Source organism: Pseudomonas fluorescens (assembly GCF_900215245.1).
In the GTDB taxonomy this organism is placed as follows: Bacteria; Pseudomonadota; Gammaproteobacteria; order Pseudomonadales; family Pseudomonadaceae; genus Aquipseudomonas; species Aquipseudomonas fluorescens.
Map to the genome: position 1 here is coordinate 5,461,107 of NZ_LT907842.1, position 22,150 is coordinate 5,483,256.

Annotated in this window: 20 protein-coding genes; 15 read left to right on the forward strand and 5 right to left on the reverse strand. The window is 54.2% G+C overall.

Features of this window, described 5'->3' with window-relative positions:
* Window positions 1-115 precede the first annotated feature (115 nt).
* Both CPH89_RS25225 and CPH89_RS25230 read left to right on the forward strand, forming a co-directional pair.
* Window positions 116-1,558: an ATPase domain-containing protein gene (locus tag CPH89_RS25225; protein WP_167422780.1), complete on the forward strand. Its 1,443-nt coding sequence runs from the start codon at window positions 116-118 to the stop codon at window positions 1,556-1,558.
* Window positions 1,559-1,581: 23 nt separating this feature from the next.
* A complete protein-coding gene (locus CPH89_RS25230; protein WP_053256058.1) occupies window positions 1,582-1,947 on the forward strand; it encodes a response regulator in 366 nt (121 codons plus the stop codon).
* A gap of 302 nt (window positions 1,948-2,249) precedes the next feature.
* On the opposite strand, the gene CPH89_RS25240 is transcribed toward CPH89_RS25230, so the two are convergent.
* The 3 genes from CPH89_RS25240 to CPH89_RS25250 form a co-directional block, all read right to left on the reverse strand.
* Window positions 2,250-4,265, reverse strand: coding sequence for a TonB-dependent receptor (locus tag CPH89_RS25240; RefSeq protein WP_371850822.1), 2,016 nt, complete (start codon window positions 4,263-4,265; stop codon window positions 2,250-2,252).
* Between the two features lie 171 nt (window positions 4,266-4,436).
* A complete protein-coding gene (locus CPH89_RS25245; RefSeq protein WP_073637496.1) occupies window positions 4,437-4,826 on the reverse strand; it encodes a DUF2946 domain-containing protein in 390 nt (129 codons plus the stop codon).
* 240 nt (window positions 4,827-5,066) lie between these two features.
* Window positions 5,067-6,128: an SDR family oxidoreductase gene (locus tag CPH89_RS25250; RefSeq protein ID WP_053256057.1), complete on the reverse strand. Its 1,062-nt coding sequence runs from the start codon at window positions 6,126-6,128 to the stop codon at window positions 5,067-5,069.
* 327 nt (window positions 6,129-6,455) lie between these two features.
* On the opposite strand from CPH89_RS25250, the gene CPH89_RS25255 reads away from it, so the two are divergent.
* The 3 genes from CPH89_RS25255 to CPH89_RS30245 are packed head-to-tail and all read left to right on the forward strand — an operon-like array spanning window position 6,456 to window position 8,761.
* Window positions 6,456-6,695 (forward strand): FeoA family protein, encoded by a 240-nt coding sequence (locus tag CPH89_RS25255; RefSeq protein ID WP_053256056.1) that lies wholly within the window; start codon window positions 6,456-6,458, stop codon window positions 6,693-6,695.
* The gene (gene feoB, locus CPH89_RS25260; RefSeq protein ID WP_053256055.1) at window positions 6,696-8,525 is read left to right on the forward strand and encodes a ferrous iron transporter B; all 1,830 of its coding nucleotides are present in this window, start codon (window positions 6,696-6,698) and stop codon (window positions 8,523-8,525) included.
* Complete coding sequence (locus tag CPH89_RS30245) at window positions 8,522-8,761, forward strand: FeoB-associated Cys-rich membrane protein (protein ID WP_141125131.1); 240 nt, start codon at window positions 8,522-8,524, stop codon at window positions 8,759-8,761. The genes feoB and CPH89_RS30245 overlap by 4 nt, the downstream gene beginning before the upstream one ends.
* A gap of 124 nt (window positions 8,762-8,885) precedes the next feature.
* On the opposite strand, the gene CPH89_RS25265 is transcribed toward CPH89_RS30245, so the two are convergent.
* Window positions 8,886-9,512 (reverse strand): DUF1349 domain-containing protein, encoded by a 627-nt coding sequence (locus CPH89_RS25265; RefSeq protein ID WP_081006376.1) that lies wholly within the window; start codon window positions 9,510-9,512, stop codon window positions 8,886-8,888.
* Window positions 9,513-9,611: 99 nt separating this feature from the next.
* A complete protein-coding gene (locus CPH89_RS25270) occupies window positions 9,612-9,848 on the reverse strand; it encodes a hypothetical protein (protein WP_053256054.1) in 237 nt (78 codons plus the stop codon).
* Between the two features lie 225 nt (window positions 9,849-10,073).
* Between CPH89_RS25270 and CPH89_RS25275 the strand changes: the two genes are divergently transcribed.
* From CPH89_RS25275 to qatD, 10 genes are all read left to right on the forward strand, one after another.
* On the forward strand, window positions 10,074-10,322 hold the full coding sequence (locus CPH89_RS25275) for a CsbD family protein (protein WP_053256053.1): 249 nt from the start codon (window positions 10,074-10,076) through the stop codon (window positions 10,320-10,322).
* Window positions 10,323-12,150: 1,828 nt separating this feature from the next.
* The gene (locus tag CPH89_RS25280; RefSeq protein WP_141125132.1) at window positions 12,151-13,944 is read left to right on the forward strand and encodes a TnsB C-terminal domain-containing protein; all 1,794 of its coding nucleotides are present in this window, start codon (window positions 12,151-12,153) and stop codon (window positions 13,942-13,944) included.
* Window positions 13,941-14,873: a TniB family NTP-binding protein gene (locus tag CPH89_RS25285; protein WP_053256051.1), complete on the forward strand. Its 933-nt coding sequence runs from the start codon at window positions 13,941-13,943 to the stop codon at window positions 14,871-14,873. The genes CPH89_RS25280 and CPH89_RS25285 overlap by 4 nt, the downstream gene beginning before the upstream one ends.
* A complete protein-coding gene (locus CPH89_RS25290; protein WP_053256050.1) occupies window positions 14,858-15,541 on the forward strand; it encodes a hypothetical protein in 684 nt (227 codons plus the stop codon). Before CPH89_RS25285 ends, CPH89_RS25290 begins: the two co-directional genes overlap by 16 nt.
* A gap of 16 nt (window positions 15,542-15,557) precedes the next feature.
* A complete protein-coding gene (locus tag CPH89_RS30250) occupies window positions 15,558-16,544 on the forward strand; it encodes a TniQ family protein (RefSeq protein WP_141125133.1) in 987 nt (328 codons plus the stop codon).
* Between the two features lie 18 nt (window positions 16,545-16,562).
* Window positions 16,563-16,973, forward strand: coding sequence for a hypothetical protein (locus CPH89_RS25300; protein WP_053256048.1), 411 nt, complete (start codon window positions 16,563-16,565; stop codon window positions 16,971-16,973).
* A 142-nt stretch (window positions 16,974-17,115) separates the two neighbouring features.
* A complete protein-coding gene (qatA, locus tag CPH89_RS25305; protein WP_053256047.1) occupies window positions 17,116-19,074 on the forward strand; it encodes a Qat anti-phage system ATPase QatA in 1,959 nt (652 codons plus the stop codon).
* A gap of 346 nt (window positions 19,075-19,420) precedes the next feature.
* Complete coding sequence (gene qatB, locus CPH89_RS30980; RefSeq protein WP_053256046.1) at window positions 19,421-19,966, forward strand: Qat anti-phage system associated protein QatB; 546 nt, start codon at window positions 19,421-19,423, stop codon at window positions 19,964-19,966.
* Entirely contained in the window at window positions 19,963-21,339 is a 1,377-nt protein-coding gene (qatC, locus tag CPH89_RS25315) for a Qat anti-phage system QueC-like protein QatC (protein ID WP_053256045.1), read from the forward strand. Before qatB ends, qatC begins: the two co-directional genes overlap by 4 nt.
* Window positions 21,336-22,103 (forward strand): Qat anti-phage system TatD family nuclease QatD, encoded by a 768-nt coding sequence (gene qatD / locus CPH89_RS25320; protein ID WP_053256044.1) that lies wholly within the window; start codon window positions 21,336-21,338, stop codon window positions 22,101-22,103. Before qatC ends, qatD begins: the two co-directional genes overlap by 4 nt.
* Window positions 22,104-22,150: the final 47 nt, after the last annotated feature.

Consider the following 22,150-nt stretch of genomic DNA (forward strand, 5'->3'; position numbering starts at 1 on the left):
GGACGTGCAGCGCTCTAAGCCAACCATACTCCACGCATAAATGGCCCCAGAGCGAAAATGGCGTTAGCATTCCGTCCATTCGGCTTAAACAGCCTGTTTTTCAGATCAGGGTCGCATCGTGGAAAAGCTAAAACGCCTCCAAAGTGGAATCGAAGGGCTCGACGCTCTGCTCAAGGGCGGGCTGGTAGCAGGCTCTTCATACATTATCCAAGGGCGCCCAGGGTCTGGTAAAACGATTCTGGCCAACCAGCTTGGGTTCCATCACGCCGAAAATGGAGGCCGGGTTTTAGTCGCAACGCTTCTGGCCGAGTCACATGACCGTCTTTTTCAATTCCTTTCGACGATGAGCTTTTTCGACGCGTCCAAGGTCGGGGCTGAAATCCAGTTTGTCAGCGCATTCGATACGCTGGAAAACGAAGGACTGGATGAAGTAGTCAAACTGCTCCGGCGCGAGATAAGCCGCCAGAAAGCTACCGTTATGGTGGTGGATGGTTTGCTCAATGCGCGCTCAAAAGCTGATTCGCACATCGACACCAAAAAATTCATCTCTGAACTGCAGGGGCACGCCGCTTTTGCGGGTTGTACCGTGCTGTTTCTGACCAGTTCCCGCCTCGACGATGGCAGCCCAGAGCACACCATGGTTGATGGCGTGATTGAAATGGGCGAGGAGCTATATGGCACGCGTTCAGTGCGTAGAATTCAGCTGCGTAAGACGCGCGGTAGCTCGGCAATGACGGGGCTTCACGAGTGTGAAATTACCGAAAATGGCTTGGTGGTTTACCCAAGGCTGGAAAGTCTCTATAGCCACCCATCCTCTCCTGATAGCGCCGACATGACGCGTATCGCCAGTGGCATTCAATCACTGGACGACATACTCGGCGGAGGCCTGCACAGTTCCAGTGTGACGCTGGTCATAGGCCCCTCCGGCATTGGCAAGACAACGCTCGGCCTCAAATTCCTGTCTGAGTCGACGGTGGAAGCGCCGGGCCTGCATTTTGGCTTCTACGAAAGCCCACAACGGCTGCGACTCAAAGGCCAATCACTGGGTATCGATATCAAAGACATGGAGGACCGTGGCGCCCTGTGCATTGCCTGGCAGCCTACGACTGAGGGATTGCTGGATGGGTTGGGCGCACGACTGCTGAGTCTCGTTGAAGAAAAGGGTATCAAGCGCCTGTTCATCGATAGCTTGAGCGGTATGAACCGCGTCACCACAAATCCGGCGCGAATTAATGACTTTTTCAGTGCGCTGATGAACGAACTGCGATCCAGGGGCGTGACGGTATTTGCCTCGTGGGAAATGCGCGATCTTTTTGGCTCCGAGGTCAGTGCACCTAACTCTGACCTGTCCAGTATCGTCGACAACCTTATGCTTATGCGGTTCTCTGAAAATCAGTCTGAACTAAGCAGGACGCTTTCCATTCTTAAAGTACGAGACAGCTCTTACGACCCTTCGCGTTTCGAGGTCGTCATTCGTGATCAAGACGTTTTCCTGAAAAAGGCTTCGAGACATGAACCATCAGTCCCCACTGAGTCATCGCCCGGTTCAGCATCTTAAGTCTTTGTGCGGGTTGAATTAACATGACCACCATCCTGGTCGTCGACGACGAATATCTGATCGCTGACATTCTCAGCTTCGCGCTGGAGGATGAGGGGTTCATGGTGGTAACGGCCAGCAATGGTCGAAAAGCGCTCGAAGTGCTCGATCGAGAGCGGCCTGCGTTAATCATTACCGACTTTATGATGCCGGTCATGGACGGCCTGGAATTCGCCACAGCCGTTCGAGCACTGCCTGGCGCGAATCACTTGCCGATCATCTTGATGAGCGGCGCTCAGGCACACATCGGTATGCAGAGATCCGATCTGTTTGATGCGGTATTGGCAAAGCCATTCGACATCGACTTGATCATTGCCGAAGTTAAAAAGCTCTTGGCTTCTGAAGAGTAGCTGTTCGATCCACCAGTGAGGGTGACTGGGGTGAATGTGGCTTCAACGCCCTCGGAGAACACCTGACGCAGTTGCTGCGGTGCACTTACCGTACGATCAGGCGCTGGCGTTTCACTCTTTGAGTGCGCATGAGCAAACGCCGCGGTGGCAGTTGCAAAGGATGCAAGCAACGCTACGGAGGGTCAGGTTTTTTCCAAAATGAGTGGCATCTTTATTACCTCTGCTTAACGACGAGTAAAGGTTTGCTGCGAATTCGTACTCTGTATCGCTGAGGCCAAATAGGGCCCCAGCGGTTACCCACATCAAAAGTCCAGGGTAAGCCCGGCGTACAACGCGCGCCCATCACCGGGTGAGTGCAGGGACGCTTGGGCACCGTCCGGGTCGTACCAGACGTATTCGTAATAGCGGTTGGTGAGGTTTTTCAACTGCAGGTCGACGCTCACTGACTCGCTCACTTTGTAGGTGGCGCCGAGGTTCATCAGCACGTATCCGCCATACGTTCCTTGGGTGTTTTCTCGTTCCAGGTAGGAGTGGGTCTGGCCGTTCATCCAGGCGGTCAACTGCAAGGCAGGTGTTGCTTCATAGCTGATGCCAGCGTTGTAAAGGTGATGGGGGATATGGTCGATTTCCTGGCCTTTGCTGTTGGGCAAACTGGTACTTGGCTGAAGTATTTTCGAATACTGCCAGGAGTAGGCCATCCAGATGTCAGTGCGTTGGTCAGGGTGCAGGTTCATCTGTAAGTCGTAACCCCAACGTCGGGTTTCACCAACGTTATCTGAGTCGCCGCTCGGGTCGTTGAGGCGGCGACTGACTTCACCCGAGGCCTCTTGCTGCCAGTAGGCGATGCGACCGTCAATCCAGTCCGCCGGGGTGAACTTGATGCCGGTTTCCCAGCCTTCATTGATTGAAGGTGCCAGATCGGTATCTCTTGGCGGGATTTTGTAGGCGGCCGCGCCGGTGCCAACCTGGAAGGTACGGCCCCAGTTGGCATAAAAACTGGCCACGTCCCACGGCGAGTAGACCACACTAAGCTTGGGCTGTTTGATCAGGCCATAATCGTTGATGTCGTAGTCCAGGCCGGTCATTTCGTTGGTGAAATCACCCTGGATTTTGTCGACCCGATACGCCGGTACGATCTTCAGCGACTCGAAAGGTTTGATCTCCGCCTGGACGTAAGCGCCGTAGGTGTCGAAATCGAACTGCTGGTCGCGGGTAGTTGCCAGGCGAGCACGGTCTTTGGTGCGATAGCGTTCACTCTTGTTCTGCTGTTGTTGCACGTCTGCACCACCTTCCAAAGCGAAGTCATACAGCCAGCTAACTTCAGGTCGCCATGTCAGAGATGTAAGGGCGCCATACTGGGTTTCGTAGGCATCACGTTCCTGTTGGGCGCTCGTGCGCCAATATTGCGTCCAGCGTCGATCATCGAAGGTGTTGACGTAAGTCTTCGCTGACCACGCGAGGTTCTCAGCCACGTCTGTATCGAAATGCAGGCTGACCTGATTCATACGCCGAGTGCCCTTGTCGGTGGCGTTGAAACGGTTGGTTATGCTCGGATGATGGCGGGCGTCATCTTCGGTCAAATAGCCGGGTTCCTGAGCCTCAGCTTCGTAGTGACGGGCGATCAGCCCGATTTGGTAGCTGTCGTCATCCGGTGTGTAGAACCACTTACCAGACATCGAAAACCTGTCTGCCTGGGAATGATCCCGGTAGCCATCGGATGTTTGATAGGCAAAGAAATAGTTCTGAGTCCAGTTGCTGCTTTGCATGCCCTTGGCGAGCTGGGTTTCCTGAGTGTTGAAACTACCGAAACGGATCCGCGCCTTGCTGTAGTCCCCACCGGTGCGGGTCAGCATGTTGACGTTACCGGCGATGTTATTCAGACCATAGCGCGCATCACTGGTGCCTCGGACAACCTCGATGCTGTCCAGCTCCATGGGGAAAATCATGTCCATGAACGGCATGTTGCCGTCGTTGCTGTTGCTAGGAATCCCGTCAATCAACAGTTTTACGGCGTTCACTTCGCCTTCGCCGTTAAAGCCACGGAAGGAAATTTTTCCTGAGGTCGTGCCCTGGTTGAACTCCGTGAGCATCACCCCAGGAGCGCGGCTGAACAACTCCCAGCTGTAATTGACTGGCATTTTTTCCAAGATATCGCCCCCGAGGATATCCACCGAGCTGAGTACACTGCTGGTACTCAAGGGGCCGCTGGCTGAGCCCTGAACGTTCACGGTGCCCAGCGTCAGGGTCGAGTCTTCGACTTTACCGACGTCGGCCAGCGCCGCGCACAAAGGGTCCATTGCGAATAGGCCAACCGACATCAACGGCCATAGGGAACGGGACACAGACAAACGCTTTGCAGGACGCAAAGTAAGTGAAGCAGGCATGGCACGCACTTCCTGGTGATCAAGAAACTCTAAAGGCGTCTAGCGTCCATCGAGGCCGCTAAAAGATTTAAATACGCAGCACCGGACAATGTCGCGGTGTTGTGATCAGGCGAAGGGAGAGGCGCGTGGACTTAGGCTCGGCCACCGAATCCTGGGATGGAGCGTCGGCAGTTCAGGATTGTCGAGGGACGTGTCGGATGTGTATTGCGGTAAGAAGTGTCGGTAGTAGTTGGAGGGAAGCGCTGCCATTCCCGCATGGCCACAGCAGCAATCACCGTGCTGCATAACCGTTTTTGAAGGGGCTTGCTGGACAGTCTCGAGTGTTTTCTTGAACCCGGGAGGTAAAGCTTGAGAACTACCTCCCGAGCAGAATCCCCCCCAAAGCATCAACTGAACATCCGGCGTCTGCATAGCGCGGCTCAGCGGCATGGCAAACATGTTTAGCAACACGGCCAGGCAGGCGATCCAAGGGCTGATGCGTTTCAACGAGGACATGTGCAAGGTCAGCGTAGAGGGGCGCTTATTTAGCCGGAATTAAGGAGTGATGTAAAAGTTTCACACGTGCGCTATTTCGCCGCAGGTAAGGAGTGACTTACTGTTCTTTAGGCATCCGGGCTACCGCACGTCACTGCCCCGTGAGTATTGGTAAAGTGGCGCACTGTGCTTGGTTAACGACTGCGGGCCCCGGAAAGGGGCCCGCACCGTATAGCCTTTACCTATCCGTTGTAGCGCGACCTAGGGTATCAAGCGCATCGCGCGGAGTTTGTCGAACACATCAAAGAACGCTTGATCGCTCGCCTGGTAGGCGGTGAAGCCCATTGCACGGCTTTTCGACATGTCAGTGACGACTTCGATGGGTCGACCTAGGTCTGCGTCGGTATGCCATGGGGAGATCAGGCGATCTATATCGGCTTCTTTCAAGCCGTGCTCCGCGACTATTTGCGTCCACGCGGCTTGGTCTTGCGCCATTTGCGTCTCAAGCGGTGAGAGTGCGGCGGGATAATCGGCAGCAGGTACGTCGAAGTATTCGGCAATTCGGCTCCACATCCATTTCCAGCGAAACACATCGCCATTAGTGACATTGAATGCCTGGTTGGCCGCAGCCGGCGTGGTGGCCGCCCACAGTTGTTGTTTCGCCAACTGCCGTGCATCCGTCATATCGGTGAGGCTGTCCCACTGCACGCTTGATCCCGGAAACACAAAAGGGCGATGGGTGTGTTTGCAGATCGAAGCGTAGACGGCGAGGGTGGTGGCCATATTCATCGCGTTGCCTACGGCAACTCCGGTGACCGTGTGCGGGCGATGAACGCTCCATGTGAAGCCGTCCTTTTCAGCCGCGGCGAAAAGTTCGTCCTCTTGGGCGTAATAGAAATTCTCGACATTCAGACGACCCTGCTCTTCGCGGAACGGTGTTTGCGCAAGGCGGCCTTTACCATAGTCTTCGAAAGGGCCGAGGTAGTGTTTCAGGCCAGTAACCAGTGCTACGTGCTCAACGCTCTTGGCTGGGCGAATGGCGGCGAGCACGTTGCGTACCATGGCGGCATTGACGCGAATGTTTTCGGCCTCCGTGGCTTGCCGTGACCATGTGGTGATGAACACATGCGTCGGTTGCAGATCCGCAAGCGCATGTTCCAGCGCCGCTGGATCTTGGAGGTCTGCCGCAATGGGGATCACACCTTGCGATGGCGACGGGTGCCGCGATAGCGCGGCGACCTGCCACGTGTTGTCGATCAGTAACTGAGTGATGGCGCTGCCGACGATGCCGCTGGCGCCAACGATCAAAGCTGTTTGGCTCATAAGTTCCTCCTAGATGTAGGTTTGGGAGTCCACCTAAGCCACAGAGGTTCAACCTAAACAGGATCGGTATGGGCGGCCGTCATAGCCTCTATTCCTGGATAAAGCGCTACATCAAAACCAGGTCCAAACGCGCAATCGAGTATCGACGTAACTTGGCTGGTAATGGGTACGTGTTTAATCCTCGCGGCAGCGCTGCCTCTCTCAAACGCGTTCTTGCGCCAGCCAGGCGCGCTGAAAATGAAGATATCTTCATCTGCTTGTAACGGGCGTGTCCGGCACCTAGCATCGTGCAAACCGAAATCATTACCATCTTCGTCGGATGCCATTATGCGTTTGTGTGACCTGCCTCACCGCCAAAAAGCTTGCGTAACCCATGTGGAAGGAACCGGCAATGCTGATCCGCTGAGTCAGCGGTTACAGGACATCGGCTTCGTGCCGGGCGAGCAGGTTACGGTGGTGGCGCGGGCGCCCTGGGGCGGTGATCCGGTGCTTATCCAGGTGGGGGGCAGCCGGTTTGCGCTGCGCCGCAACGAAGCCCAAATGATCCTCGTCGAAGTGAGCGTTTGAATGGCCACCATCCGTTTAGCCTTGGTGGGTAATCCGAACTGTGGAAAGACCGCGCTGTTCAATTTGCTGACCGGCGCCAGGCAAAAGGTTGCCAACTACGCCGGTGCTACGGTGGAGCGCAAGGAGGGTGTTGCACGTACGGCCAGTGGTCGCACATTCCGTGTGCTGGATCTGCCGGGGACTTACAGCCTGGCCTGCGTCAGCCAGGACGAACAGGTCACCTTGAACGTGCTGCAGGGCTTGTACCCCGGCGAGGAGCGCCCCGAGTTGTTGCTGTGCGTGGTCGATGCCACCAATCTGCGCTTGCACCTGCGCTTCGTGCTTGAGCTGCAACGCCTGGGATTACCGGCGGTCCTGGTCCTGAACATGGCTGACGCTGCACATCGCCGAGGTATTCGCATCGATACCGCTCGACTCTCGACCGCGCTCGGGATGCCGGTGATAGAAACGGTCGCCGTTCGCCGTGATGGTGCGCGGGCGTTGTTGAACGCGGTGGATGGCTGCGATGACATCCAACCGGCACCCGCCCCGGAGCAGGGCGCCGACTTACATGCGCGCGTGCGTGACATCCTCGAGACATGTGTGAACACGCCGCACCTGTCCGATGCGCGTGTTGATACGCTTGATCGATGGTTGATTCACCCGGTGGCAGGGCCGCTGGCACTGGTCACCATCATGTTTCTGGTGTTCCAAGGGGTTTACCTGATCGGCAAACCTGTCACCGACTGGATCGGTGACAGCTTCAGCGCGCTGTCCGTCCTGGCTGGCACCTATCTGCCAGAGGGGCCATTGCGCGGGCTGATTTGCGATGGACTGATCAGCGGGCTGGGCACCGTGCTGGGGTTTATGCCCGAGATCCTCGTGCTGTTCTTTTTCATCTTCATTCTTGAAGAGTCTGGCTATCTGCCGCGGGCTGCTTTCATTCTGGATCGGCCGATGCGTGCCGTCGGCTTGACGGGGCGTTCGTTCATCCCGCTGCTGTCGAGTTTTGCCTGCGCGATTCCAGGCATCATCGCCGCGCGCAGTATCAGTGATAAATACGATCGGCTCACCACCATACTGGTGGCGCCGCTGATGACTTGCTCAGCGCGGCTGCCGGTCTATGCCCTGTTGATCGGCGCGGTAATTCCAGACATCCGTGTCGGCGGCGTGTTCGGTCTGCAGGGGTTAGTGTTGCTCGGTTTGTATGGCGTGGGCATCGTCGGCGCCATGGCAGTCGGCTGGGTGTGCAAGCGTTTCAGGCCAACGACCCAGCAGCAACCCATGCTGATGATGGAGCTGCCGGCCTACCGTCTGCCGCGCGCACGTGACCTGATCCAAATGCTCTGGGAGCGCGGTTACTTGTTTCTCAAGAAACTGACGGGCGTCATTCTCGCGCTCACGGTGATCATGTGGTTTATCTCGAACTTCCCCAACCCTCCGGCTGGCGCGACCAACCCGGCGATTGATTACAGCTTTGCCGGGTATTTGGGCGCTTCGCTTCAGCACGTGTTCGCGCCGTTGGGTTTCAACTGGCAAATCACGCTGGCGCTGATTCCAGCGTTCGCCGCGCGCGAAACCGCAGTCGCGACCTTGGCCACGGTGTATGCCGTGGCCAATGGCGACGATCTCACCTCGCTGACCCAAACCCTGGCCGCGCAAGTGCCGCTGGCCAGCGCGTTATCCCTGATGATGTGGTTCGCCTTCGCGCCGCAATGCATGTCTACCCTGGCGGTGATCCGCAAGGAGACCGCCAGTTGGGGGCAGGTCGCCCTGGCGTTCAGTTACATGTTCGCAGTCGCCTATGCTCTCGCGTTCATTACTTATCGAATCGCAGAGGCCGCCTTATGACCCTGGGACTCATGGCTCAATATGCCGTGATCGGCGTGTTGCTGATTGGCGCGGTGTTCAGTGTGTGGCGACGCTTGGCGCCCTCCAAGGCCGGAGGCTGCGCCAGCGGTTGCGGTACGTGCTCTTCCGGCTGCCAACCCACCCAACGCATCGCGCTGCGCACCCTGGATACGTCGACAATCGACGAGGCTGAGCGTAATGGCAGCCGTTCTATAACTGTGCCGTCTGACGATTGAACCGCGGCGGCTCTCCAGTGATCGCCCGGCTCAACGGCGTGCCAATCAACAGCCGTTGCGTTTCATCCAGCCTGCAAGGGTATTAAATTGCGCCGATGAACATTGGCCGAAGCTACCGATCCCCCTAGCTCAAATCATGCAGGTCTCGCCCGAGAGGCTGGCTCAACGACCACTCAGAAAACCGTACCCTCAACCCCTGTCGCTGCGGCGTGCAGCACATTGGGCCAACTGTATAGCTTTGCGCCGCTGGAAATGGTGCAAGCCTGAGCAATGGCCAAGTCATGCCGTCCGTGGAGTATTGCAAGCGCAGCACGCCATCGGACACGGTCACGCGAAGCCAAAAATCGGTTGGGTCGCCAGAAAAGCAACTGGGCGCCCAATCCGACGTGCCGTGTGTCAGCACGCTACTGATCATCGGCATGCCATCGTTATATTCAATGCCTGCTTTGAGCCAAGTCTCCTCATTGAGCCTGACCATAATGCCCGCTTGATCATAGAGCTCGCGAAAATCGGCGCTAACTCGGACTTGGGCTGTAAAGCTTGCTGAGGTTGCAAACCCTAAGAAATGTCCGCTGTCGCGTATGAATCCGTAGTGCGTTTTACGCCAGAAGTCGGTTTGGGAATCGGTAACCACCTCCAAGGTGCCGTCGCTAAAGGCTTGGCAAGAGCGCGGTGTGTTCAGCCAGTCAGCTGTTCGCCAAATTGACGCTTCACTGTCCTGACTGAGCTCTGCGTTCTGCTTCCTGTCCATCATGTTACCTCGACAATTTATCGGATGGATCGGCGCTGCAATCCTGCTCTCTCTGCACTGGCTCGAAGGCCACCTGCCGAGCATCGGTGCAGGCTCAAATCACCGGGAGCGTAGACGTTGCCATTCATTCCAGCAGTCCTGCGCAATGAGGTCTGGATAGCCGCGCTCTTCTTCCATGGCTAAAGCCGTGCTGAAGGGTAGAGCGATACACGTAGCTGCGTCTCGGATTTCGCAAACCTCAGCCTCGGTCAGTGGCGCGCCTTTTTTATCCTCGGCGGCTCGCAGCACGGCCGCCAGAGCCGGCACAAAGACGAGACATAGCGGATCTGCAGTCATCAGTTTCCTCCCTGAGTCGATTAGAAATTGCAGGGTTGGCCAGTGTCGGACATCAACATTACCTTGGCGTGCGAACCGCAAAGATCGCTTCGCCATTTGATCAACTGAGCGCCCAACAATCAACTTTGAACTAATCACTACGCCCGCCCCCCTAATTCTGTGCAAGTTGCCTCAAGCCCAGGCAACGCCTGGGTTACTCAATCACACACGAAGGCTTGGTGAATCATGAAAAGCGAACAAGTTGAAGGCGCTGTAGAAAAAGTTGCCGGCAAGGCGCAGAGCGCAGTGGGTAAACTCTTTGGTGATTCGAAGCTGGAAGCTGAAGGCGTGGGACGTCAAGCTGCTGGTCAGTTGACCCAAACCTATGGCGATGCACTGGACAGCGTATCGACCTTTGTTAAAGAGAAACCAGTTGCTGCAATCGCGATTGGTGCCGTCGCTCTGTTGGTTCTAGACCGTCTCTTGCGCCGCTGATTTAGCAAAAAAGGACGTTTCGACAGCGGCGTTCTTTTTGCGTTTGTCTATCGCCCGGCACCCTTGGCTCTGTCCATCAGTGGGCCTCGGGCGCGCGGGCGGTATGCACGGCTCACGTCCATCGTGCGCTGACCGCCGGTGCTGAGGTCAAGTCAGGGGAGGAGGGCGTTGAAAATTTGTGCGGATGCTGACCGCGCTGTATTGATTTTTGGTGGGCAACCCAAGCGTTGGCACTGCCTCACGCTGAATCAATCCCGCGTTTTTGCACGCTCGCACAGCAGTTAATTTTTCTTCAGAAACCTGAGCTCCGGACGGACTCGGTACACGCTGGTAATTTCCCATCTGCCTTGCGAAATCGGCCAGGATTTTGGGAAAGAAAACGGGCACAGTTCCTTAGCTAGATTTTCAGCGAGCGGCAAGTTATTGCGGCAAGCAGTGAATCGCCAGCGTCATAGTGGTGAAATCTTGAATGTTGCTGGCGGCAGATAATCCTAGGGGAGCTACTCCTTAAGAGATGATGATGGACACTCGACTTAGATCATTCATTCCACGATTTTGACGGCTATTCGGCCTTCGAGTCGTCCGCACCTTATGCACAGCTAAGCTCGTCACTCCGTAAAATAATCCAATAACCAGGTGCTGCCGCCAGACTGAACAGGGACAACAATCCTGAGCAGACGATTAGGAACTGGTGACCAGACTCCAGATGTGACGGGCACCGATTTATCGGAATCGCATAAGCCATTGATTTCATTGATAGAAGTGAACAGTGCTAGCTCTAGATTGGAAAACAGATTTCTGTTTTCCGGTAAAAAGCTGCAATTCCAGCCATTTTCCACTCAACGACTGCACTGAACGGGTGTTTAGTCGAACAGTTGTACGACAACCTCTAGCCACGTCCTGAACTCAGCCACAGGCCAAGCGCGAATGTCTTTAAGGGGCTTTGTCGCGACCTCGCCGCGAGCTCAGCTGTCAACGGCGGTTAGTCATCGCCGGGAAACAGACTGGCAGTCCGCAATCATTATTCAGAGGTTGAATTCAACGCGTTCGCTATCCTAAGCGCCTAAATGGCTCGTTTAAATCCTACCCAACAAGCCCAAGGAAGCCGATGGTTGCATGCCAAGAAAGCGTCCAGGCGAAAGTACATTCAGTTCTGGAACGAGGTTCAGGCCATACATCAGGGATGCAGATTCTATCCTGCACTCATAAGAGACGCGATTTAATAGACGAAAAATTTCGCATTCTCTCAAGTGCTATAACCATGTCTAGGGGTAATCGGATAGTCGCTTTATTTATGTATTGCAAAATTTCAATTTATAGGTAATTAAATTGCTCGCTCACAAGTGATTGTTCTGACAGGAAAAATAAATCGAAAAAAAACACTAAATAAATACCAATGCTCAAATATCAATTTAAGCATTATTCGGACTGCCAGTTTGTTGACAGTAGTGAGTTAATAAAAGTTGTTGTAACTATCGGCGTTGTAAGCTAGCGTCTGTCACTAGCAACTGACGTGTAGTCTTCTGATAGGTTTCAGTAGTCGTCTACCAAAACGTAAGTCCTGCGTGAGGGGACTGCATGTCCATGAAGATCTGGCCGGCATACGGCTGCAAAAGGTTTAGATGTAGGCGAGCGCCGGACACTTATCAGCGGCAGCGATTACCTCAACCAAGATCATTCTGACGGTGGCGCAGAGTCATGGTTGCAAGAAGTCGCCTCACCATTTTAGTGAAGTAAAGTGATGGTGTTAACCACGAGCATGTAAGAGTTAATGGGTCTCGGAGGGTTGATTACTACTATCAGTTCGACATGACAGGTGATAACTAAGGTGAGTAAGGAAATTCGCACGGCCATAACTATACATGCTTCCAAGCCGGTTCGAGTTAAGGTTCCACCCCTGAAAATCCCACGGCCTTGGAAGCCAGCTAACGCTACAGTTACTCAATCCGCGGTGCCTTATGAAGCTCTCAATGTGAGTGAAGCGGAATTACGCCTTGCGCGGAAGCGCGATGCGATATTCAAGCAACTGAGATTAGGGTTGATAGGTCAAGCCAAAGCGATGGAGCTTTTGGAGGTCAAAAAAAGCCAGTTCTACAATCTCTATAGGTTATTTTTACAGTCAACTAGCTATCTTGAGCTAACTAGAAAAAAACGCGGAACCAAGCCCGGAAACCATAAGTTAACGCCGGGCCAGCTCAGCGCCCTCGAACTTTCATATCAAGAGAATTACAAGGGGCCAAAAGCATCATCGGCGAAAGTTTGGAAGGGAGCACAAGGACTGGTACCTGAAGATGAGTTGCCGCCCAGCAGGTATCAATGTAGGAGATTTGTGGCTGCAAAGCCGGAAAAAGAAAAGTATTACAGAAAGTATGGTAAGGAGGCGGGCGACAACAAATACAAGCCGAAGCCTAAGAAAAAAATCATGGAGCGTGTGCTTCAGCAAGTGCAGATGGATCACACTATGGTTGACATGCTTTTAGTCGACCAGTTTGATCGCAAGGTTTTGCTAGGGCGCCCTTGGTTGACAATGATCATGTGTGCTCTCACAAGGGTGATACTTGGGATGTATCTGAGCTTCCGCCCCCCGAACTTAATAACTGTAGCAAGCGCTCTAGCCTTTGCAGTCCAGGACAAGTCTAGGTTTTTAGAGCTCTACGGGATTGATCCCAAGGCGTATCCATTTTACGGCATCCCCTTTTTGATATATACGGACAATGCTGCTGAGTTCACAAGTCCACGATTCATGGCAACGTGTAACAGATGGGGGATGGACTGGGATCATCGCCCAGTCGACAAAAAGTGGTTCGGCGGGTTAATCGAGCGCGTGATAGGCACATTCATGGGGGAAGTGCATTTCTTACCCGGAACCACAGGTAGTAATGTGATTCAACGAGCAGGCTTAACTCCAGAGCTAGACGCTAAGTATGACATAGTGGAATGTGGTAAGTGGTTGCTTGAACAAGCGATTATTTACCATGGGACGGTGCATGAAGGCTTACAAAGCACTCCGCGTCAGGCGTGGTTTTATTACGACTCCCAAGGGCTTTTAGATCATGACAGGGTGATTAGTCCGGATCGAAAGGAACGCTTTGAGATTGATTTTCTGGCGCCGTCTTACAATCATACGATTCAACCCTATGGAGTAAATTTTTCGGGCAGGAGATATTATAGTCCCGAGCTTGAACCGTATATTGGAGCAAAAAATGTTGAGTTAAGGTTTCAGCCTTATAACCTAGATTCGATCTGGATTATGGTTCCTGGGAGATTTCTAAATGTCCCCTGCACGTATACCAAGGATCGTCTATCCAGAAACTGGGAGTCATATAGCAGCCATAAAGCCTTGTCTAGCGCCAGGCACGTCGGTCATAGCGCGCCTGCAGGGCTTATTGATGATGAGTATGCATTTGCAGCCCAGCAACGGCAGCGCGAACAAGCAATTGCGATTGAGACACAGTCAAAAAAAACGCCAAGGCCACCCAAAGATATTACAGCACAGTCGGAGCGGCTACCCGCTCATCCAGCAGTCCAGCCCGTAATTGGCGCACCACGTATTATCGAGAGTGGCCGAGGTTCGCCCGAAATTTTGCAGCCAACAATAATAGTTGATAGGTTCAAAAAATGACTATGGACGCTTCCCTCTTGTACGACCACGTCTTACCAGAACTTCGCCTTAATCTTGAGCTTTCTGCGGCTGAGCGTATTGAAATCTGCAGGCATGACTTTTGGATCGATACCCCAAAATTCGCTTTGATGTTTGAATGCATTAGCCACATGCTGTACACCCACAACCAGATTCAATCGTCTTGCATTTTTATCCACGGAGCAGGCGGTGATGGAAAATCAGCTGCGTGGCATCGGCTGAAATTTCTCAGCGCAAACTCTGACAGGAAAATGGTTTTTATCGAACTAACCGAAAATACTAATCGCTTCAAGCTACATGATCGTCTCTTGGAAGCGTTTGGCATTGAGGTCGGTCGCCGTAGCACTGCTGACAAAGAAGATCTAATCTTAAAATATATCAGAGCAAACAATATTTGCGCCATAGTCATAGATGAGTTAAATGATGCACTTCTACAGCCGTACGCACAGAAACGTACACTGCTTTCACTGCTTCGTAATCTCTCGGGCACTTTGAAATTATGCGTAATCGCGTTTGGAAACACAGAGGCGTGTAGCATCCTCATGCTGGATCGTATCATTGATCGGCGCTTTGTGCAGTTTGCAATCAAGGATTGGGAGCTGGGGCAAGATTTCGTTGATTTCCTTGCGACGTATGAGGCCCACCTGCCACTTAAGCTCAAATCCGACCTCGCATGTCCTGAGATTAGAACGCTAATCCATACTGAGTCATATAAGATCATGGATAACGTTGTAAAGATCATGAAATGCCTCGCCATGGATGCTATTGACTCGGGAGTCGAACGCATTACGCTTGAGCAGTTCCCTCGGTTGCGTGACATCGCGATGCGATTTGGATTTAACTTGCATATTCCTAAGATCGACCGTAATGCTGACATCTCGAAGCAGGAGCAGCCATGGCTCCCTGCATGACTCCATGTCAGCAAGAAATTTATAACCTGGTATCGGATCAGTTGAAGCTGCCTGAGCCAACTATAATAATACTAAATGCTGAGCCAGGTTCAGGCCTTTCGACATTGATGGAAAAGATCACGAACACTATTGGGTCAGCATGTGTTCCTTTAACATCGAGGCCGGCCATAAGTGGGCGCAACCTGCTTGAAGCATTTTACTATCATTTGGGGCTAGGGGCTGAGGGTATCTCACACCGGGCACCTGTTCCAACCTTTATATCCCCTCTCATAGAGCTGCAACCGATCGTCGGAGTGCTTATTGAAGATATCGATGATTTTGCTGTAACTATACCAATGAGGAAAATGGCTATAGGGCATTTGAGCAAGATTGCTTCAGCGTTGCCGGGTATGAGCTTGATCATTTCTCAGACATTGTCCAGATGGGATCGCGACCACAGTATCCGTCACAATGATATTGATGGGGCTCAAAGACGTTATGAGTTTTATTTGCGTAGCTTTTCAGGTCTGTCGCAGTTCATTGATCACTTTCAATGCACCACCGCATCGCTTGGATTGCACGATGTATCGAACCTTGAACTAACCCGGCTGTATGAAATTACAGGCGGTAATCTCGCTTCAACCATGCAGCATCTTTGTCATCCTCTTTTGAAGCATAAGTGGAAATAAGGAATAGGCATATCAAATGAATGGCGCCTTCCTCTCAGTCTCAAATGAGCTTTTTACATCCTGGTTGTATCGCCAAGGGGCAATACCCACCGATGCAGGTCGATCTATCGATGATCTGTTGGAGATCTACCAATCTTGTATGCAGCGTGCTGATTTCGATCCTGACTTTTGTTTACCAAGCGAGTTCAGCAGTATCGCGCTTGAACGGCTTGGGGTTAGGGGGTCTGATCTTTCTATGTTCGCACCCAAAAGTTCCTGGTTGATACCGCGCTATTATCGCGGGTCATTCTGCTACGAATGCTTCTGTGATCACATTCGGTCATTCAAGCTCCCAACAATGCTTACTGAGTGGTGTTCAGTTATTCAAACTGTTTGCCCTATACATAAAGCTCCGCTACTCGACACGCCCGGAAAGCAAAGCTACAAACTTAATATGGCGGTGAAGATTTTTTCCTACTACCATGCCCAGTCAAGTTCGGTGGAATTTCCCCGTCGTTCTCTGACTCCTAAGGTGGTCGGCGCGTTGCTGTCAGTACAGGCATTTATGTCCAGTGTTGAGATTAGTGCCGCGAGTGGCGGGAATGATTCTGAGTGGCGTCTGATTCAGACTATAGTTCGAATATTTCTTTATCCCCGCTATGGAATTATTCATTCTTTGTTCCCTAGGCAATCGATTGCCACAGATGCTCGGCTTTTTCGATATAACCTAAATTTAGGGCCATTAGTGAGCTCGGTAGTGCGTAGGCAGCTGGCAATACTTCTGGCTGGCTTGATGTTGGATGTTTTGGCAGAGGATGAGCGTCTAGCGGTGGAGGAGTATCTTCAATCATTTGACCGACGTCATTACTTTTTCGATAGCGCCGCCGGGCTAGGTCGATCGTCCAACGTGTTTACTCCAGAGCATGGGAGCCAGCTCCTCGCCCAATTGACTCAGCTCTCAACCAAAATTTTCAGCCCTTACCTGACAGAGTTTATTGCAGGGTTTGGTGGCAGGGGGCGATAGTTATCATCTGGAGGAAATATGCTGCTGCAGTTCGTTACGCAGATTCGGTTCTGCATCCCAATTGCCGTCACCGAGGATGGCGCAGCTTTCGGGCCGCAAGCGGATGTTGGGGTGTTCGTTTCATTCCCGTCGAGAAAAATACTGGCCTGGTTTCATGCGTCAGACCGGCTTAGGAGCAAGGTAGGCACTGTTAGGCTCATGCTGCCTGGGCCGTTACCTTCATGCTTGACCAATCTTGGGTGGATCAATGCTCATGGTCTGACCGAAACGCAGCGTACCGCTGATGTGGTCGACGCTTTGATGGAGTTTTTCTACGACTATCCCGTTTCAGTGTATGGAAGCCAGGCAGTAGTGCGGTACATCGCCAGGCCTGTCTTTGACTCGCTCATGAACAATGCAGTGGCTCGTTACAATCGATATCTCATGTAGAGCCTACCTCAAACTTCGGCTTATCAGGGCACCTGACCTAACTCTCCATGTGCCGACTCAAGCACAGCTGCCATTGGCGTTTGCTGGCCCGTTGCCTGTATAACTGCACCCCATCAGCAGATTGCAGGCGAGGGAAAGCGCAGTGTTTTTAAACGACCAGGAAACCGCAACGGACTTGCTGTACTACAGCGCGATTTCCAAAACGGTTGTGAAGCTCATCAAGGATACGCCTGACACTCCCATCACCATTGGTGTGCACGGGGACTGGGGGGCAGGTAAGTCCAGCGTCCTGCGCATGACGCAGGATGAGCTCAAAGCCAACGATCGTGTCTGCTGCATCTGGTTTAACGGCTGGACGTTCGAAGGGTTTGAAGACGCCAAAACGGTAGTCATCGAGACGATCGTCGATGAGCTGAAGCGAGCCAGGCCAAACTCGGCAGAAGTGAAAGCCGCTGCTGCTAAGGTGCTCAAGCGTGTCGATTGGCTGAAGGTCGCGCGCAAAGCCGGCGGCTTCGCATTCACTGCCATGACCGGCATCCCCACCATGGATCAGTTGAAGGGGGTGTATGACCTGGTCACGTCCGTGGTTACAAACCCAATGGATCATGTGAGCAAAGATGATCTAAAGTGTGCCGCCGAGAAGATCGGTGACTTCCTCAAGGAGGGCGGTGACGACTCCGAGAAGCTCCCTGAGCACATCCATAAATTCCGAGAGGAATTCAAAGAGCTGCTGGACGCCGCCGACATCGACCAGCTCGTTGTTATCGTGGACGACCTGGACAGGTGCTTGCCGAAAACGGCAATCGAAACGTTGGAAGCGATACGGCTGTTCCTGTTCGTTGAGCGCACCGCGTTCGTTATCGGTGCTGATGAAGCCATGATCGAATATGCAGTGCGTGAGCATTTTCCAGACCTCCCGCAAAGCTCAGGCCCGTCGAACTACGCCCGCAACTACCTCGAAAAGCTCATCCAGGTACCGTTCCGCATCCCGGCGCTTGGCTTGGCCGAGACGCGTGTCTACATCACCTTGCTGCAGCTTGAGAATGCCCTGGGCGCCACCAATTCCAAGTTCCAAGCGTTGCTGGACATCGCCCGAGAGGACATGAAGCGGCCGTGGAAGAGCAAGGGGCTCGAGCGCAGCGTCGTGCAGACGGCCATGGGCGGAACGCTGACCGAGGAGGTTAGCCAGGCGATCACCATCAGCGCCCATGTCACCAAGATCCTGAGTGAAGGCACACGGGGTAACCCACGCCAGATCAAGCGATTCCTGAACTCCATGATGCTCCGCCAGGCGATTGCTGAAGCGCGTGGGTTTGGCAATGAGATCAGCCGGCCAATCCTGGCGAAGATCATGTTGGCTGAGCGCTTCTACAGCGATTTCTACGAGCAGATCGCGAGGCTCGCATCCTTGGCGCAGGACGGCGCACCAGAGGCTCTCGCCGGGCTTGAGAAGCGGGCGAGGGCCGCGCCTCAGGAAGTCGAGGATGACCAGCAGGATACGGGTGAGCGAAAGGCTAAACCCAAGGTGGCCGTGGCCATCGGTGCTGAGCTTCAGCAATGGCTTAAAAGTGACTGGGCGCTCAACTGGGCACGGATCGACCCGACACTCGCCGGTGTTGATCTGAGACCTTACGTCTTTGTCACCAGGGACAAGCGCAGTTCCCTCGCAGGCTTCGTAGCCACTAGTCAGCTTGAAGCATTGGTAGAGACCCTGATGGGCCCACGTATGAAGTTGAAAAGCGCGCCTGTGCTCAACAGCATGCGAGAGCTGTCCGCTCCTGATTCTGAAGAGGTCTTCGATGCGATCCGGGATCGTATCCTCCAGGGAGACATCTTCGATAAGCGCCCTCAGGGCATCGACGGTCTGGTTGGCCTAGTCAAAGAACAGCCACGGCTTCAAAACCGACTGCTCGAATTCATACGGGGACTACCTGTCGAGCGATTGGGTGGCTGGGCGGCGTCCTCTTTCAGCGAGTGCTTGGTTGAGCCAGCCGCAAAATCAGCGCTCCAGGCCGTTCAAGAACAGTGGGCCGCACAGGTCGAGAACAAAAAACTCAAAGTAGCCGCTGAGCAATTGTTGGATCTCGGCCCGAAACGCTAAGGAATGCAGCATGGGAACATCGAAAGGTTACGGGGGATCTGTTTCTGGACTGGTTCCGTCTTGGGTGGATGATGTGGCGCCTGCAACTACACCGGGTCAATCCGGTGAAGCTGGGCAGCCCTCAAATCCTTCCAGCGATCCAAACAGTCCGAACAATCCTAATCCGCCAGGGCAGGGAGGTCAGTCAGGGCAGCGTCCTGTAGACAACAATGGCACGGCCAAGCTGCAGCCAGCTCGAACACAGTTCACACGTTTTGCCAGAACAGGAAGCCGCAGCGCGCTGGGTAGAGCTCTCTCCGGCTACGTGCGAAGCGGGACAGGCGGGGCTGGGCGTGCTGCTCGGCGCATGGGGGCGTCCCGTGCAGCAGCGGGGCGCCTGCTTGGCGTCATCAGGGATGTGCAGCGCTTCGGTGCAGCCGAGGTATTGCGTCGGCTGAATCTGAATGGCCTGGCAGGCCGCCCATCTTCTGAAGTATTCATGGCCCTCGTTGAGTTTGTATGTCCCGCCGGCGGAGCGATCGACGAGGCGGTGGCACGTCAGGCCATGCTCGAGAATGTCATCGCGCTCGCCGAGTCCGGCGAAACCACGTTGGATGAAATGACGCCCGAGCAGATGAACGAATTCTTCCTGGATTTCGTGTCGCAGTCGATCGAGGGAATGGTGATGGCCGACCTTGGTCAGCGAGGTGTGACCATTCCCGATGACGTTGACGCGGTCGAGCGTATGCAGACGGAGCTTCACGACTTCATTACAGGCGCCACGCGCGGACGGCTATCCGATCGACTGGAGGGATTGCCAGGGCTGACTGACGAGGACATCCAGGGCGTGATCAGCCGAATTTACGAGTCGGCCTTTGAGATCATTGCCGTTGCAGGGGAGGCAGCACAATGAGACACCACAGCATCATCTGCAGGCTCGGCGCCAGTGATATTGACCCGATCGAGATTAAGCACCCTGGGAGCCGTGAAACCGCAATTTCATTCCTGGATGGTTACCAGCGTCTGAGCTTTGGTATTGGGCAAGCGATCGATCAGCTTGCGAATAAGGGCATGCGCCCCAGCGAGACCTCAATCGACCTGGCCCTCGTAGCCGGAGCGCTCACGGCGGCTGATACCCGGATATCCCGGAAGACCGAATCCCAGAATGCCTGGACGCGTGAGATCGACCTTTACGTGCCTGTGGCAGATCCTGCGTTGTGGACTTCGATGTCAGCGCTGCTTGACTCGACCTTGCATTTCTTAACCGGCGATCGATGGAGGGTCATCTTCCGCGCCAGGCCTGAAGGCTTGGAGGAGCTGGCTCCCATCGTGGAGCTCTTTCGGAGCGCTACTCCCACAAGCGTGTGTCTTTTCTCGGGAGGTATGGACAGCTTCATTGGTGCGATCGACCTGCTGGCCCAAGGGGAGTCTCCGCTGCTGGTGAGCCACTACTGGGACTCCAATAGCACCAGCAAATATCAGAATCAATGCTTTGAGGCGCTCCAAGAGCGATACCCTGATACTCCGATCCACCAGGTACAGGCCAGGGTGGGCTTCCCGCAAGGGCTGGTGGCCAACACAAAGGGTGAAGATACGCTGCGGGGGCGCTCATTCCTGTTCTTCGCGTTGGCGGCGTTGGCGGCCGATGCCACGGGCGAGGAGATGGTGATCCATGTTCCTGAGAACGGTCTGATCTCCCTGAATGTCCCGCTGGATCCGCTGCGATTGGGCGCTCTGAGCACGCGGACAACACACCCCTACTACATGGCTCGCGTGAATGAGCTCTTTGCTGGTCTTGGGCTTCGGATGCGGTTGCACAACATGTATGGACATCGCACTAAGGGGCAGATGGCCGAGCAGTGCGCTGATGGTGAATTTCTCCGTGCGAACGTCCACAAAACCATGTCGTGCTCCTCACCGGGCAAGGCACGATACCAAAAGGATCCGACCAACCGGCAACCCAAGCACTGCGGCTTCTGCGTTCCTTGTATCATCCGGCGAGCCTCCATTGCCCATGGATGCGGCGATGATATAACCCCGTACGTGATTCCCGATTTGCACGCGAATGTCTTGAACACGAACAAAGCTGACGGGGCACATGTGCGATCATTCCAGATGGCCATCCGCCGACTGCAGCGGGCGCCGAACAGTCCGAGGTTCGACATCCACATCCCTGGCCCCTTGATCGACCATCCGGACGACCATCAGGCGTATGAGCAGGTGTATGTGGACGGCCTCAATGAAGTCCATCGATATTTGACTGGAGTCAGGGCGCAGCCCCTATGAACCAAACAGTGCGCGAGCGTCCGAAATGGGTGGATTTTCACTGCCACCTGGATCTCTATCCCAACCACGAAGCCTTGATTTGTGAGTGCGATAGGGAAGGGGTAGCCACGCTCGCTGTTACCACCACGCCAAAGGCCTGGGCTCGAAATCAGGAACTGGCTAGTACTTCTAAGCACGTGCGGGTCGCCTTGGGTTTGCACCCGCAGCTCGTGGCGGAGCGTGAAGGGGAGCTCACGCTGTTCGAGCGCTTGCTGGAAGGGACGCGATACGTCGGAGAGATTGGTCTCGATGCCGGCCCTCGGTTCTACTCCAGCTTCGAGGCGCAAGAGCGGATCTTTTCCCGGATCCTGTCAGCTTGTTCTGAGCAGGGTGGCAAGATCCTCACTGTGCACAGCGTCCGCACTGCTGCAAAGGTGCTGGGACATATCGAGCGCCTCCTTCCACCCGATCGCGGTAGGGTCGTGCTGCACTGGTTCACTGGCAGTGCGGCGGAGGCTAAGCGGGCTTTGGATCTCGGATGCTACTTCTCGATCAACATCGAGATGTTGAAGTCCACGAAGCACCGGGCGCTTGTAGCATCGCTGCCATTTGATCGTATGCTCACCGAAACCGATGGGCCGTTCGTGCAAGTGGGTGGTAAGCCGTTAGCCCCTCCAGATGTAAGGAATGCGATTCAGGCGATTGCTACGCTCAAGGGACTCGGCACTGCGCAGGTCGCAAATCAGATTGTTAGCAACTTGGGTAGTCTCCTGCGTAGTTGCTAGTGCTGCCCAGATGATCACACGCACCTACTCCAAGCGTGTACCGACGC

What these genes read in the sequence shown, in the direction of transcription:
- CPH89_RS25230 (WP_053256058.1), top strand. Translation starts at nt 1,582, where the DNA reads ATGACCACCATCCTGGTCGTCGACGACGAATATCTGATCGCTGACATT.
- CPH89_RS25240 (WP_371850822.1), bottom strand. Translation starts at nt 4,265, where the DNA reads ATGTCGGTTGGCCTATTCGCAATGGACCCTTTGTGCGCGGCGCTGGCC.
- CPH89_RS25245 (WP_073637496.1), bottom strand. Translation starts at nt 4,826, where the DNA reads ATGTCCTCGTTGAAACGCATCAGCCCTTGGATCGCCTGCCTGGCCGTG.
- CPH89_RS25250 (WP_053256057.1), bottom strand. Translation starts at nt 6,128, where the DNA reads ATGAGCCAAACAGCTTTGATCGTTGGCGCCAGCGGCATCGTCGGCAGC.
- CPH89_RS25255 (WP_053256056.1), top strand. Translation starts at nt 6,456, where the DNA reads ATGCGTTTGTGTGACCTGCCTCACCGCCAAAAAGCTTGCGTAACCCAT.
- feoB (WP_053256055.1), top strand. Translation starts at nt 6,696, where the DNA reads ATGGCCACCATCCGTTTAGCCTTGGTGGGTAATCCGAACTGTGGAAAG.
- CPH89_RS30245 (WP_141125131.1), top strand. Translation starts at nt 8,522, where the DNA reads ATGACCCTGGGACTCATGGCTCAATATGCCGTGATCGGCGTGTTGCTG.
- CPH89_RS25265 (WP_081006376.1), bottom strand. Translation starts at nt 9,512, where the DNA reads ATGGACAGGAAGCAGAACGCAGAGCTCAGTCAGGACAGTGAAGCGTCA.
- CPH89_RS25270 (WP_053256054.1), bottom strand. Translation starts at nt 9,848, where the DNA reads ATGACTGCAGATCCGCTATGTCTCGTCTTTGTGCCGGCTCTGGCGGCC.
- CPH89_RS25275 (WP_053256053.1), top strand. Translation starts at nt 10,074, where the DNA reads ATGAAAAGCGAACAAGTTGAAGGCGCTGTAGAAAAAGTTGCCGGCAAG.
- CPH89_RS25285 (WP_053256051.1), top strand. Translation starts at nt 13,941, where the DNA reads ATGACTATGGACGCTTCCCTCTTGTACGACCACGTCTTACCAGAACTT.
- CPH89_RS25290 (WP_053256050.1), top strand. Translation starts at nt 14,858, where the DNA reads ATGGCTCCCTGCATGACTCCATGTCAGCAAGAAATTTATAACCTGGTA.
- CPH89_RS30250 (WP_141125133.1), top strand. Translation starts at nt 15,558, where the DNA reads ATGAATGGCGCCTTCCTCTCAGTCTCAAATGAGCTTTTTACATCCTGG.
- CPH89_RS25300 (WP_053256048.1), top strand. Translation starts at nt 16,563, where the DNA reads ATGCTGCTGCAGTTCGTTACGCAGATTCGGTTCTGCATCCCAATTGCC.
- qatB (WP_053256046.1), top strand. Translation starts at nt 19,421, where the DNA reads ATGGGGGCGTCCCGTGCAGCAGCGGGGCGCCTGCTTGGCGTCATCAGG.
- qatC (WP_053256045.1), top strand. Translation starts at nt 19,963, where the DNA reads ATGAGACACCACAGCATCATCTGCAGGCTCGGCGCCAGTGATATTGAC.
- qatD (WP_053256044.1), top strand. Translation starts at nt 21,336, where the DNA reads ATGAACCAAACAGTGCGCGAGCGTCCGAAATGGGTGGATTTTCACTGC.